General features: G+C 64.5%; 13 protein-coding genes. 4 read left to right on the plus strand and 9 right to left on the minus strand.

Annotated features, from left to right (window positions below):
• Positions 1-31 precede the first annotated feature (31 nt).
• The 5 genes from AB4Z01_RS09875 to AB4Z01_RS09895 all read right to left on the minus strand — a co-directional run bounded on the left by AB4Z01_RS09875 (position 32) and on the right by AB4Z01_RS09895 (position 4,524).
• Complete coding sequence (locus tag AB4Z01_RS09875) at positions 32-1,012, minus strand: ABC transporter permease (RefSeq protein WP_441692882.1); 981 nt, start codon at positions 1,010-1,012, stop codon at positions 32-34.
• 93 nt (positions 1,013-1,105) lie between these two features.
• The gene (locus tag AB4Z01_RS09880) at positions 1,106-1,564 is read right to left on the minus strand and encodes an SHOCT domain-containing protein (protein ID WP_441692885.1); all 459 of its coding nucleotides are present in this window, start codon (positions 1,562-1,564) and stop codon (positions 1,106-1,108) included.
• A 424-nt stretch (positions 1,565-1,988) separates the two neighbouring features.
• Positions 1,989-2,645 carry a hypothetical protein gene (locus tag AB4Z01_RS09885; protein ID WP_441692887.1) on the minus strand — a complete coding sequence of 219 codons (657 nt, stop codon included), beginning with the start codon at positions 2,643-2,645 and terminating at the stop codon, positions 1,989-1,991.
• A gap of 106 nt (positions 2,646-2,751) precedes the next feature.
• Positions 2,752-3,912, minus strand: coding sequence for a Do family serine endopeptidase (locus AB4Z01_RS09890; RefSeq protein WP_441692890.1), 1,161 nt, complete (start codon positions 3,910-3,912; stop codon positions 2,752-2,754).
• A gap of 234 nt (positions 3,913-4,146) precedes the next feature.
• Complete coding sequence (locus AB4Z01_RS09895) at positions 4,147-4,524, minus strand: winged helix-turn-helix transcriptional regulator (protein ID WP_441692893.1); 378 nt, start codon at positions 4,522-4,524, stop codon at positions 4,147-4,149.
• Between the two features lie 84 nt (positions 4,525-4,608).
• On the opposite strand from AB4Z01_RS09895, the gene AB4Z01_RS09900 reads away from it, so the two are divergent.
• Both AB4Z01_RS09900 and AB4Z01_RS09905 read left to right on the plus strand, forming a co-directional pair.
• Positions 4,609-5,799, plus strand: a complete 1,191-nt coding sequence (locus tag AB4Z01_RS09900; RefSeq protein WP_441692896.1) for an alkene reductase — start codon at positions 4,609-4,611, stop codon at positions 5,797-5,799.
• Between the two features lie 176 nt (positions 5,800-5,975).
• Positions 5,976-6,191, plus strand: coding sequence for an AbrB/MazE/SpoVT family DNA-binding domain-containing protein (locus AB4Z01_RS09905; protein ID WP_441692899.1), 216 nt, complete (start codon positions 5,976-5,978; stop codon positions 6,189-6,191).
• A 361-nt stretch (positions 6,192-6,552) separates the two neighbouring features.
• On the opposite strand, the gene AB4Z01_RS09910 is transcribed toward AB4Z01_RS09905, so the two are convergent.
• Positions 6,553-6,828, minus strand: a complete 276-nt coding sequence (locus AB4Z01_RS09910) for a type II toxin-antitoxin system YafQ family toxin (protein ID WP_441692902.1) — start codon at positions 6,826-6,828, stop codon at positions 6,553-6,555.
• Positions 6,828-7,421 carry a hypothetical protein gene (locus tag AB4Z01_RS09915; protein ID WP_441692904.1) on the minus strand — a complete coding sequence of 198 codons (594 nt, stop codon included), beginning with the start codon at positions 7,419-7,421 and terminating at the stop codon, positions 6,828-6,830. The genes AB4Z01_RS09910 and AB4Z01_RS09915 overlap by 1 nt, the downstream gene beginning before the upstream one ends.
• Positions 7,422-7,849: 428 nt before the next feature.
• On the opposite strand from AB4Z01_RS09915, the gene AB4Z01_RS09920 reads away from it, so the two are divergent.
• Positions 7,850-8,224, plus strand: a complete 375-nt coding sequence (locus AB4Z01_RS09920) for a type II toxin-antitoxin system RelB/DinJ family antitoxin (RefSeq protein WP_441692907.1) — start codon at positions 7,850-7,852, stop codon at positions 8,222-8,224.
• 285 nt (positions 8,225-8,509) lie between these two features.
• Here the strand turns inward: AB4Z01_RS09920 and AB4Z01_RS09925 are convergent, their stop codons facing one another.
• Positions 8,510-9,355, minus strand: a complete 846-nt coding sequence (locus AB4Z01_RS09925; protein WP_441692910.1) for a DUF3800 domain-containing protein — start codon at positions 9,353-9,355, stop codon at positions 8,510-8,512.
• 391 nt (positions 9,356-9,746) lie between these two features.
• Positions 9,747-11,360, minus strand: a complete 1,614-nt coding sequence (locus AB4Z01_RS09930) for an ABC transporter substrate-binding protein (RefSeq protein ID WP_441692913.1) — start codon at positions 11,358-11,360, stop codon at positions 9,747-9,749.
• 354 nt (positions 11,361-11,714) lie between these two features.
• Here AB4Z01_RS09930 and AB4Z01_RS09935 point away from each other — a divergent pair, with 354 nt between their 5' ends.
• Positions 11,715-12,611 carry a fructose bisphosphate aldolase gene (locus AB4Z01_RS09935; protein ID WP_441692915.1) on the plus strand — a complete coding sequence of 299 codons (897 nt, stop codon included), beginning with the start codon at positions 11,715-11,717 and terminating at the stop codon, positions 12,609-12,611.
• Positions 12,612-12,810 lie beyond the last annotated feature (199 nt).

Raw genomic sequence — 12,810 nt, forward strand, 5'->3', positions numbered from 1 at the left:
CGGGAATGACGATGAAGGGAGGGATTGGGAGTCATCGCGTCCCCCGCAGCCGTGGGTCCAGCCTCGCATAGAGCAAGTCCACCGCCAGGTTGACCGCGATCACCATCACCGCGCTGGCCAGGATGATGCCGAGCAGCAGGTTGAGGTCGCGCTTGGTCACCGCCTCATAGGCCAGGCGGCCGAGGCCGGGGATGGCGAAGACGCTCTCGATCACCACGCTGCCGCCCAGCAGCATGCCGAAATGGATGCCGAACACCGTGACCATGGGCAGCAGCGCGTTGCGCGCGACATGGCGCCAGGTGATGCGGCCGGGCGGCAGGCCCTTGGCCCGGGCGGTGCGGACGAAGTCGCTGCCCGCCACCTCCAGCATGCCGGCCCGCATCAGCCGGAGATAGACCGCGACATACATCAGCGACAGCGCCACGGCGGGCAGCACCAGGTGGCGGGCGATGTCGGCCACATAGGCCCAGCCGGTGTCGAAGCCAGGCACGGTGGCAATGCCGGCCAGCGGCAGCCAGCGCAGCTTGACGGCGAAGGCGACGATCAGCATTAGCCCGATCCAGAAGCCGGGCATGGCGTAGAGCAGCAGGCCGAAGCCGGTGATCAGCGTGTCTAGCCGGCCACGGCCCTTGAGGTGGCTCTGGGCCGCGGCGACGCCGAGCAGGGTGCCGATGGAGAGCGCCAGGGACAGGGCGGCGGCCATCAGGAGCGCGGTGTTGCCCGCCCGCTCCAGCACCAGGCCGAGCACCGGGCGGGAGAAGCCGACCGACCAGCCGAGGTCGAGCCGGGCGATGCGGGAGAGGTAGAGGCCGAGTTGCACCGGCCAGGGCTGGTCGAGCCCGTATTCCGCGCGCAGCCGGGCGATCAGCCCGGGGTCGCCGGCGCCCATCTCGACCACCAGCGCGTCGACGGCGTCGCCCGGCGCCAGCCGCAGCAGCAGGAAGGCCAGGCAGACGACGATCAGCAGCACCGGCACCGCCTGGACCAGGCGCCGGACGAGAAGCGGTTTCATCGGGCGGCTCCGGGATCCGCGGGAGCGGCAGCTTAGCGCGGCGAACCGGCGAATTCACGGACCGTCGGCGCCGACCCTCCCCGGCGCCGGCGGCTAGAACTTCGAGAGGATCTCGGCCTTCTTGGCGTCGAACTCGCCCTCGGTGAGGATGCCGGCGTCGCGCAGGGCGCCCAGCCGCTTGAGATGCTCGATCGGGCCCTCCGCCGGCGCCGGCGCGGGGTCGGCCCGGCGCAGCTGGTCCAGCCGGGCGCACAGCGCGTCGACCAGGTCGCGCCGCTCGAAGGTCTTGAACACCAGCGGCTCGCCCGGGCCGAGCAGCCTGATCACGTGATGGCCCAGGGTGGAGCGGGCCTCGACCGCGGTGATCCGGTTGACCGGCACCGCCTCCAGCGCCTCGCCGAACAGGCCCTTGCGGTACAGGCAGGCGCGCTCGCTGGTGAGGATCAGCATGCCGTTGCGCTGGCTGTTCTCCAGGAACAGCTCGATGGTCTCGCCGGGCCGGAGATGGCGCCAGCGGAACTCGGCGACGTGCTTGGGCTCCTTATGCTTCACCGAAACCCCCAGGAAAATACTGCAGCGCAATACGCGCGCTAATATGCCGGATGAGGACGGAAATGAGAAGGTGGACGGCAGCCTCGAACCAATTTTATGTACATTTGGCGCGGTGACCGGCCGCGATCGCCGGAGGCTGCTTCGTGGTGCCTCTCCCGCCTCGCGGGAGAGGTCGGGATCGCGCAGCGAGACCGGGTGAGGGCGGATCCCGGCCTCGACAAACCCCCCTCACCCGGAGGCGCAAGCGCCTCCGACCTCTCCCGTAAACGGGAGAGGCAAAAACAATCGATTGTGTCCCTAGTTCTCCAACTCACACCGTCATTGCGAGCGTAGCGAAGCAATCCAGGGCCGTTCGAGCGGAGGCATGGATTGCTTCGTCGGCTTCGCCTCCTCGCAATGACGGAGTTGGGATGTGCTGAGGCGGCTAGCTGCTGTCCGGATTCGGCGGTTCCGGCTCGGGCCGGCCGGTGTCGGACTCGTCCGACTCGGCGGACCAGTCGTCCGTGGTTTCGCGATCGGCCGCCTCGGTCTCCCGCGGCGGGACGGGCGTCATCTCGGTGCCCTCGTCCCAGCTCTGCGGCAGCCGCACCGGCGGGTGGCCGATCTTGCGGCAGACCTCCCGCACCAATTCTTCCGCCGACAGCGTGTCCAGTTGCGCGTCGAGCATCTCGTCTTCGACCAGCGACTCCCACGCCATCGCCCGCATGCATTCGGCGTCCACCCCGCGCTCGGGCTGTGCCGTCGCCTCGCCGACCATTTGGGCCGCGCGCTCGCGACGCTGCCGGCGGCGGGCTTCCTCGCCCGAGGCCTTGCGCTCGTCCCGCCGCGTCATGAAGCCGGTGCGGATCCGGTCGGTCAGGGCGACCGTCAGACGCACAGAGCGCGTCAGCCGCGCCTGGATCAGGCCAAAAGCCGGCGGCGGCGCCTTCGGGTCGTGATGCGCCCGCTCCTGCTGCCGCTCGGTCAGGCGCTTGCAGCGCATGTCGATCTCGGCCGCCTCGCGCAGCGTGGTCAGCGCCCAGCCCGTCCAATGCATGTCGGGGTCGGTCGGCCGGATCGGTTCGGATCGCGCCTCATTCATAGAACATAGCATGAACGAAGATCGCGGATGCGCGCAATGCACATTTCGTTTCCTCAGCGGGACGGCTCGCCGCGACCAAGCGGCGGACCGTCCCGCCGGACGATGCTCAGCTCTCCACCTGCCCGGATTTCGGCTGCAGGGCGATGTCGACCGAGAGGGTCTGGGTCTTGCCGTCGCGCAGCACCTCCATCGGGACGGCCGTGCCGGACGCGGTCTCCGCCACCAGCCGCGGCAGGTCCTTCGACTGCGCCACCGGCTTGCCGCCGAACGACACGATCACGTCGCCCTGGCGCAGGCCGGCCTTCAGCGCCGGGCTGTTCTTCTGCACCTCGGCGACGAGGGCGCCCTTGGCCGAGTCGAGGCCGGCCGCCTCGGCCAGCTCCGGCGTCAACGCCTGGATCTGCACGCCGAGCCAGCCGCGCTGGACGCTGCCATGCTCGCGGATCTGGGCGATCACCGACTTGGCCAGGTTGGACGGGATGGCGAAGCCGATGCCGACCGAGCCGCCCGAGGGCGAGTAGATCTCGCTGTTGATGCCGATGACCTTGCCGCCGGCGTCGAAGCTGGGGCCGCCGGAGTTGCCGGGGTTGATCGGCGCGTCGATCTGCAGGAAGTCTTCCAGCGGGTTGGAGTTGATGTCGCGGCCGCGGGCCGAGACGATGCCGGCGGTGACGGTGCCGCCGAGGCCGTAGGGGTTGCCGATCGCCATCACCCAGTCGCCGACCTGGGCGGCATCGCTGTCGCCCCATTCCACCGCGGTCAGCGGCTTGTCGGCCTTGACCTTGATCAAGGCGAGGTCGGTCTTCGGGTCGGTGCCGACCACCTTGGCCGGCAGCACGGTGCCGTCATTGAGGGTGACCGAGATTTCGTCGGCGTCCTTCACCACATGGTTGTTGGTGACGATGTAGCCGGCCGGATCGATGATGAAGCCGGAGCCGGCGCCATGGATCGCCTGGCCGCCCCGCGGTCCGGGGCCGCGCGGGCCGTCGCGATCCGCGACCTGGGCCGGCCCCTGATGGCCGGTGATCGCGACATTGACGACACCCGGCATCACCTGGTGCGCCAGCCCGGCAAAAGAGCCGGAGGCGGCCGGAACGAGGGAGGCCGTGGCGACGGGGGCGGCCACCGGCGGCTGGCTCTCCGCCACGGCCGGGGCCCCGAAGGCCAGGACCGCCCCGACCGGCACGCCGATCAGGGCCGTGCCGACCAGCAGCGCCGCCGTCATCCGGCGCAGGCCGGGCCGCCGGCCGTCGAAGGGGGTCTTCATCTCCAACTCCACCAGTCTCGGATCGCCGACGTCATGGTGCGGCGTGTACCGGTGAAGATAAGATCGCGACGCTGAATTTGCCCTGGCGAGGGGATTACATCGGAGCAATCCATCCCTTGGCATCTCTGGACTGCCCCCGGAACGAAACGGAGGAGGTGATGCGGGCGGTCAGGGGGCGGATGCCCGGCACGCCGACGACGCGGCCGAGACGATCGATCCCGGCTCCAACAGGCGTCAGGAAATGCGATCCCGAACGACGGCTTTGCAGGGGAGAAGCCTGTGGACCTCGCCGAGCTCCTGGGCGTGATGGGCGCCCCATTCGATCAGGGAGGCCAGGATGGGCCGCAGGCTCTCGCCGAGCGGCGTGAGCAGGTATTCGATGCCCTGGCCGTCCTCGGCGCTGGGCTGCCGGCGCACCATCCCATGGTCCTCCAGCGCTCGAAGCTGCTCGATCAACACCTTCTGCGAGATGCCGGCAATGCGCTTCTCCAGCTCGCAGATGCGTTGCGGGCCATCCGACAGCACGTCGAGGATGACCGCCTTCCAGCGCCCTGAAAGGACGCCCAGCGCGCGCTCGACCGGCAGGCCCGGCAGTCTCTTGATGATCTTCATGGCCGACCACTGACCAAAGCGTGTGTGGATGGGATGGCTGCTGCCGAATACATCTTCGGGCAGGATCTAACCGGAGGAAGACCTATGGTTGACCTGTTCGAATCGCAAGTGCTCGGCGCCACCGTCGCGCTGAAGAGCCGCATCGTCATGGCGCCGATGACTCGCACGCGGACGTCCGAGGATGACGTCCCGAATGACCTGATGGCGACCTATTACGGCCAGCGGGCCGGGGCCGGCCTGATCGTGACCGAAGCCACCGACGTCGCCCCGTCCAGCAAGGGCTATGCCCTGACGCCCGGCATCCACACGGACGCCCAGCGGCAGGGCTGGCGCCTGGTGACCGATGAAGTCCACCGCCAGGGCGGCACGATCTTCATGCAGATCTGGCATGTCGGCCGGATGGCCCATCCGTCGCTCATGCCGGATGGCGAGGCCCCCTGGGGCGTGACCGAGGACAGGGCCGAGCACTCGGACGTGTTCGCCCATGGCGCGGATGGCAGGCTGGGCTTCATTCGTGCCGGCACGCCGAGGCGCCTCGGCACCGATGACGTCTCGGCCCTGGTCGGCACCTTTGCCCAGGCTTTCGCCAACGCGCGGCAGGCCGGCTTCGATGGCGTCGAAATCCACGGGGCCAACGGCTATCTGTTCGACCAGTTCATGAACTCGGCGCTCAACACCCGAACCGACCGCTACGGCGGCGGCCACGTCGAGGATCGCACGCGCTTCCTGATGGAGGTCGTCGACGCGGCGGTGCGAGAACTGGGCCCGGGGCGGGTCGGCGTTCGCCTGTCTCCGTTCGGCAAGTACAACTCCATGCCCGCGGACCCTCTCGCCGAAGAAACCCTGCTACATGTCTGCGAGGAACTGGGCCGCCGCAGCGTCGCATACCTGCATCTGGTCTACCAGCTGATGCCGGCGGGCAACATGGAGAGCAGCGAGTTCAAGGAGCGCCACATCGACCACGCGGTGCTGGCCAGGGTCCGGGCGGCGTTTCCCGGCACGATCATCTGGTGCGGCGGCTTCACCGACCGCGAGAGCGCCCAGGCGGCGCTCGACACCGGGCTGGTGGACCTGATCGCCTTCGGCCGGCCATACATCGCCAACCCGGACCTCGCCGAGCGACTCAAGCACGGCTGGCCGCCAGCCGAAGCGGACCCATCGACCTATTACACCCGGCGTGGCGACGTGGGTTACACGGACTTCCCGGCCTGTTCGACAGCAGCGGCGCACGCGCAGGCTGACCGCGGCGGGTCGAGCCGGCATCCGATGCCCTGAGGCGTCCCGCACACCGGGCCCGGTCAGTCGGTGCGCGGCGGGCGGTCGAAGTTTCGCGGTCGAGTTCGCGATAGGACGGTGCCCGGAATGCGGCACCCCGTTCCGACAGAAGCGGTATCCCTTGACCGAGGGATCGGTTCGCCCAAAGTAAGGAAGATCCTTACCGGGACCTCGCGATGATCACCAGCCGATTGACCAGCAAGGCGCAGACGACGATTCCGCAGCCGATCCGCGCCGCGCTGCGGCTGCGCGACGGCGACGAGATCGCTTATGAGATCGCGAGCGACCACGTGATACTGCGCAAGGCCAAACCTGCGCCGGCCGACGACCCCTTCCGGACCTTCGAGGAGTGGGAGTCCGAAGCGGACAGGCGGGCCTATGCCAAGCTTTAGGCAGGGCGAGGTCGTCAAGGTCCCGTTCCCCTAGACCGACCGGGCGAGGCGGCGCACGGACTGCTCTGGGTCGCGATGATCACCAGCGCCGAGAACCACGGCTGGCCGGAGGACGTGCCGATCACCGATCTTGGCGAGGCCGGCCTGCCGGCGCCGTCCATCATCCGCCCTCCAAGATCGCGACGATTGAGGCCCGCGACGCCGAGCCGATCGGGACCGTGTCGGCGGAGGTGACCGCCGCCGTCCTGGACCGGATCCTGCGAGCTTGGGCATTGATGGTCCCTGCTCGGTCCCCGACCCAATTTGGACAGTGTCACCGCAATTCCGCAGCTCTGGGCAGCCTGGGGTGGCACAAATAGTCCTAGCGGAACAACTCGCTATGCGAGCCGATACGGACCAAACTCAGCGTTTGGTCATCCGGCTTAGCGTATATCATCACCAGATCGGACTTCACGTGGCAATCACGATAACCCTTCCAATCGCCGCCAAGGGCGTGGTCGCGATAGCTCTCGGGCATCTTGGCGTCGGTCGCTAATAGCTCGATCATCGGGATCAACACATTGTCCAAGGCGGCATCCGTCCGTTTCTCACGCTTGTAGTCGCTCTTGAACTTTGTGGTGCGTCCAATCGTGCGCATCACAGGCCGTCCTTGGCGTCGTCCGCCGGAGGCGGCGGAGCGGGCGTCGCCGTGGCCGTCGCCGGGGTTGTGGGAGCCGGCGGCGGAGCCGTTTTTGGTGATACTGGATCCCAGGGAACCAACATATCGCTGGCACCGATGTCGAGCGCGGTTTCGACCAGTGCGTTGTAACTCGACTCAATGAGTCCTGGAGTCTTGATGTGATGATGCCAGCGCAGGATGTAGTGCGGATTCCAGATGATGGCGTTGCTCATCGGGCCGGACTTGCCAGCCTTGATATCAATGAACTCCAGTTCCTGAAGCTTCTTCATCCGAGTCATCCACGTGTGCTCGCCACGCTGCCCCCCAAAGCCAGAGGAGTTGGCCAAATCGCCATGCTTGTTGAGCACCACGAAGCTGTTATCCCAGGTGTTGCACCAAAGGGTCATATAGGTCGACGAGACCGGTGCCCCCTTTGTCATCTCGTCCATGATCTTGAGGATCAGCGGGAAGGTTTTCGGGATTGTGGCAAACCCCTTGTAGGCTGTGCGATGCCACAGCCAGGGCAACATTCCCGGCCAATGGAGATCGCGGATCGCGAGCTGCTTCTTCACAATCGCACTCGCCGCTCTTGTCGTTACCATTGTCGGGAAACTCCAAAAATCTGGGCCGATAGCACTGTCACCGCCGATGGGTCACAATATGAAGAGAAAATCGTTTTGAAACAATGATTTAGATTTCATCTGGCGTAACTCGAGTTTCGGGCCTGGCGCGATCTCAAACCATTAGGATTCGATGTTCATCGTAATACATCCGGAAAGATGCAATGGATAATGCAATGGGTTGCCAGTTTATTAAGCGATATCAATAGGTTAATTGTACCCTTAACTGTTCTTCTCATTCCTCGCTGTGCTTAAATGTGCTGACCGTGCTTCCCGTGCTGCCGGGATGGTCCGGAAGGGGTGGGGGTATTGATCCCGGGAGCGCAAGAGCACATTAAAGGGTTGTGGCTACAACGTAGCTCATAAACGGAAGTGATCTTATGGCTGCCACCGAAGTCGTTCGTGCTCGGGTTGATTCCAATCTCAAGAAGGAGGCTAGCGCCGTCCTTTCTGGGATGGGCCTCTCTGTGTCCGATGCGATCCGGATGATGCTAGTCCGCGTTGCGGCAGAGCGCGCGCTGCCTTTCGCGGTTCGCGAACCCAATCGCGAAACCCAGGCCAGTATGCGTGCTGCGGAGAGGGGCGAGATAGCACACTTCAGCAACGTGTCCGCGCTTATGGCTGATTTGAACGAAGAGGACGACGAACCGCCGGCAAAACCCACTCCAAAAAAGGAGGCGCCGGAGCGACTTGCAGGAGCGACCAAGAGTGCCCGCAAGTCGATGGGCCGGCCCGCTTCTCATGCTCGGCGCTAGCTAGAAGGATAAGCCGATCCGACGATCAGGTCGGCAAGCAGTATGCTGCGGATCACCGCGGCGAGGCATTCGCCTGCGAGCTCGCTCGGAGAGTCAGAGAAAGGAACATTTGAAAATCGAATCGAATCAAGGAGTTATCTAAGTATTTGATTCTGCTTTAGAATCTTGACTATCCATAATCTAGGAGCTACAATTTTCTTTGGTAGGCAACGCTGGAATCACCCCAAGTCGCCAATTCGCGGTGGCAGCCTTCCAGCAATGGGAGGTGGTACAGGGGCCGGGGGCCTACCACCCTTTCTGCAAGAAGCCGCAGTGCTCGAAAATGGGGCGTTGCTCTAGGGCCAGTTGCATTTCCCAGAGATCCGGCATCGTTTTGATACCGTAACCCATAATTCTACGATACCGGTCGCGCGCCATCCGAGGTCTAAGCAACTTTGCATATATCGGATCGCATTCTGCCGGCCTGTTTCTCTCGACGGCCTGAAAGAACGCGCCGGCTACGACATCAGCAAGTTGCAATCCTGCTCGCGCCTTGTGGTCCAATACAAATATTTCGTCAAAATCTATAACTGGCCAGTAGATATCACCCGTATCTATAACTAGCCTACCAGTACGGCTTTGCAAATATAATTTTTGTAAGTAATTATGAAAATCGATATATCTCATCCCACCTCTTCTTGAGAATACGATTCGAAGTTTTTGAGAACCTTTTTTTTCAGCAGGAACATGCCGATCGCAAAAATCCGTCACCCTCTCTAGCAAAAGCCGGCACATCCACCAATATAGCCAGGACTTATTTCCATCATCCAATTTACTGTTTTTATACTTTCTTATATTTTTCTTGTTCGACATAACCACAAAAAATCGACAGTCTTTAGAAGAAATAACCTCACAGGCTATTAGTTTCTTTGCCGAAATTAGATCGGCAAAATGCAGATGCGAAGATTGAACGTTCTTAAATTTGGATAAAATCTCCCTCACCCAACTCAGAGTCTTGGTATCATTTTCGACTCTAACTAGAAAACATGAAATAACTAGCCATTCACTAGCGCCGTTGGCGTCGAATGGTTTGATTTTATCAATTCCGGTATCTCCGGATTCGTCAATATATGTTACAAATTTAACGACCATGGCAATATCTACTTATTCCAGCTATCCAGAATGAAATCCGACACTTCCTTTGATACATTCTGCCAAGCAGCACTATTGTCGCTAGCGTTAACCACATAGACGGTGTCACTCGAATCCATCACAGCCCACAAAAAATCACACGCTTGTTTGGCAGTATAATTCGATCTAACATACCAATATGATTTATGTATCTTTGCCCAATCACCGAGAGATTTGATTTTTTCAATTACCTTCTCGTAATCCTGTCCCGGACTATAAAGGTCATATGAAATATGGAGATTGTTAGCCATAATCACCTCATTCAATAGGCATTCGAAAAATTGCCGCCGATCGCAAAATATAAACAGTATTCGGATTTTGGTATAGATCTGTCGGCTGAAGGTTTGTTATCTCACCCCTCCAGCCACGTATCCGCCCAGGACGACGTCGCCCATCTCGGATTGGTCGCGATGTTGTGCAGGCGCCGGCTGGCGACGGTGATGAAGGTGAACTCCGCCGCCACGATCAGCGGCAGCTGGTCCGACGCCCGCACCTGGAACTGCTGGTACAGGTCGATGCGCTTGGCGCGGTCGAGCTGTACCGCCGCCCGGTCGATCAGGTCGTTCATCGCCGGGTCGTCATAGCCGTACTGGTTCGAGAACGGCACGCCCGCCGGCAGGCCGCCGCGGTACAGGATGGTGGTCGAGATCGCCGGGTCGTTGCGGTAGACCGGCGAGCCGATCGCCAGGTCGAAGGCATGGTCGGTGTAGACCGCCTTGGTGTGGCCGGCCGCGTCGTTGGTCACCAGCGTCGCGTCGATGCCCACCGCCTGCAGCGCCTGGCGGAGGTAGTCGCCCATCTGGCGGGTCTGCTCGAACCACGGCGCCGGCAGCAGGCGCAGGGCGAAGCGGGTGCCGCCGTCCTGGCGCGGATAGCCGGCCTGGTCCAGCAGGGCCTCGGCCTTCTTCGGGTCGAAGGCGTAGGCGGGGACATCCGGCGTGTAGAAGGGCACGCCGGTCTTCGGCACCGGGCCGGTGGCCGCGTCGGCATAGCCGCGGAAGATGGTGCCGACCACATAGTCCCGGTCGATCGCATGGGCGATGGCGCGGCGGACGCGGACGTCCTGCAGCTCCTTGCGGCGGTGGTTGATCTCGACCGTCAGCTGGTAGGTGATGCCCTCATAGCCCTTGCGCACCACCGCGAGCTCCGGCAGGCCCTTCAGCCGCTCCAGCTCCTCCAGCGGCACGGCGGAGAAGGCGGAGAGCTGGATCTCCCCCGCCTCATGCGCCGCGACGATGGCGCCGCGGTCCGGCAGCACGCGGTAGACGATGCGGTCGAGCCAGGGCAGGCCGCCCGGGGCCCAGTAGGTCGGGTTCCGCTCCAGCAGGTAGTATTCGCCCGGCTTGTGCTCGCCGTAGCGGAAGGGGCCGGTGCCGACCAGCTGCTGGTTGTGCGGGTTGGTGTCGATGTCGACGCCCTCGTAGAGGTGCTTCGGCACCACGGCGGTCAGGGCCGGCAGGGCGTTCTCGACCAGCTGCAGCGGGATCGGCGTGGCGAAGCGGAGCACGGCGGTGCGGTCGTCCGGCGTGTCCACGCCTGCCAGGTCCTTGAACACCACCCGGCCGAGATTCTGCCGCTTGCTCCACAGCTCCGTCGCCGAGAAGGCGACGTCGGCCGAGGTGAAGGGCTTGCCGTCATGCCAGGTGACGCCGTCGCGCAGGGCGAAGGTGACGGACTTGCCGTCGGCGCTGCCCTGCCAGGCGGTGGCCAGCAGCGGGGTCAGCTTGCCGTCGGTGGCCATCTCGGCCAGCGGCTCGACCACCTTGCTGGCGACGTAGAACACGCCGTTGGAGGCGACCAGGGCCGGGTTGAGGTTGCGCGGCTCGGTGTCGGCCGCGACGGTCAGGGTGCCGCCCTTGACCGGATCCTGCGCCCAGGCCCGGCGGGGCCGCACCATCGACAGCATCGCGGTGGCGCCGACGCCGGACAGGAGGGCACGACGGGACAGCGGGAACCGGGGGGACATGGCGGACCTCGAGGCAAGGAGTCGGTCCAGTCTAGCCCAGCGCGGCGGCCCCACAAGGTAGAATCGGCCGAATAAACGACAAGTTGTCGTGAATTCGTAGCTGGCGCGCCGGCGGGTCGGGGCGATCGCGTGAAAGCAGTGCGACGTCGACAGCCTTGCATTGCCTCTCCCGCCTGGCGGGAGAGGTAATCTGCGCCCTATCCGCCACCGGAGACGCTTCAAGCGATTGCCCTGGCCGGCGGGACGCCGAGGATTGCGCCGGCCGCCGCCGCCATGCCACAACGGGGGCCAGCCCACAGGCCGGCGGTCGAGGCCCAGCCCTCCCGCCCGGGCCGGAACCAGGAGGAGACCGGGATGTCCCAGGACGCGATGGCGGCGCAGATGTCGGAGAAGCCGGGATTCATCGCCGCGCTGGACCAGAGCGGCGGGTCGACCCCCGGCGCGCTGCGGCTGTACGGCATCCCGGACAGCGCCTACAGCGGCGACGACGAGATGTTCCGGCTGATGCATGAGATGCGGGTGCGGATCATGACCGCGCCGGCCTTCACCGGCGACAAGGTGATCGGCGCGATCCTGTTCGAGAAGACCATGGACGGCCAGGCCGAGGGTAAGCCGGTGCCGACCTTCCTGTGGCAGGAGCGGGGCGTGGTGCCGTTCCTGAAGGTCGACAAGGGACTGCACCCGGAGGCCGACGGCGTCAGCCTGATGAAGCCGATCCCGGGGCTGGACGCGCTGCTGGAGCGGGCCAGGGCGCTGGGCGTCTACGGCACCAAGGCGCGCTCGGTCGCCAACCTGGCGTCGCAGAGCGGCATCGCCGCGCTGGTGGCGCAGCAGTTCGAGCTGGGGGCGCAGATCTCCGCCCACGGGCTGATGCCGATCCTGGAGCCGGAGGTGCTGATCAAGAGCCCCGACAAGGCCGGGGCCGAGCGGATCCTGCGGGAAGAGATCCTGAAGGGGCTGGACACGCTGCCGGCCGGGCAGCAGGTGATGCTGAAGCTGACCATCCCGGAGGAGCCGGGCTTCTATGCCGGGCTGATCGCGCACAAGGCGGTGGCCCGGGTGGTCGCCCTGTCCGGCGGCTACACCCGCGCCGACGCCTGCCGCCGCCTGGCCGCCAACCCCGGCATGATCGCCAGCTTCTCGCGCGCTCTGGTCGAGGAGTTGAAGCGCGACATGAGCGATGCGGAGTTCAACGCGGCGCTGGCGAAGGCGGTGGACGAGATCTATCGGGCGTCGACGGCGCAGGGGTAAGGGCCGCCCCCACACCGTCATTGCGAGCGCAGCGAAGCAATCCATGCATCAGTTCGTGCGGAACGATGGATTGCTTCGTCGGCTTCGCCTCCTCGCAATGACGGTGAGGAATGGCGGAGGCATCCCAGCGGACCAGAACAATTCGTGACCATTCCCGTGCGTCGGGGCTGGTGCCGGCGCGGCGCGCCCCTATAGTGCG

Source organism: Inquilinus sp. YAF38 (genome assembly GCF_052113205.1).
In the GTDB taxonomy this organism is placed as follows: Bacteria; Pseudomonadota; Alphaproteobacteria; order DSM-16000; family Inquilinaceae; genus Inquilinus.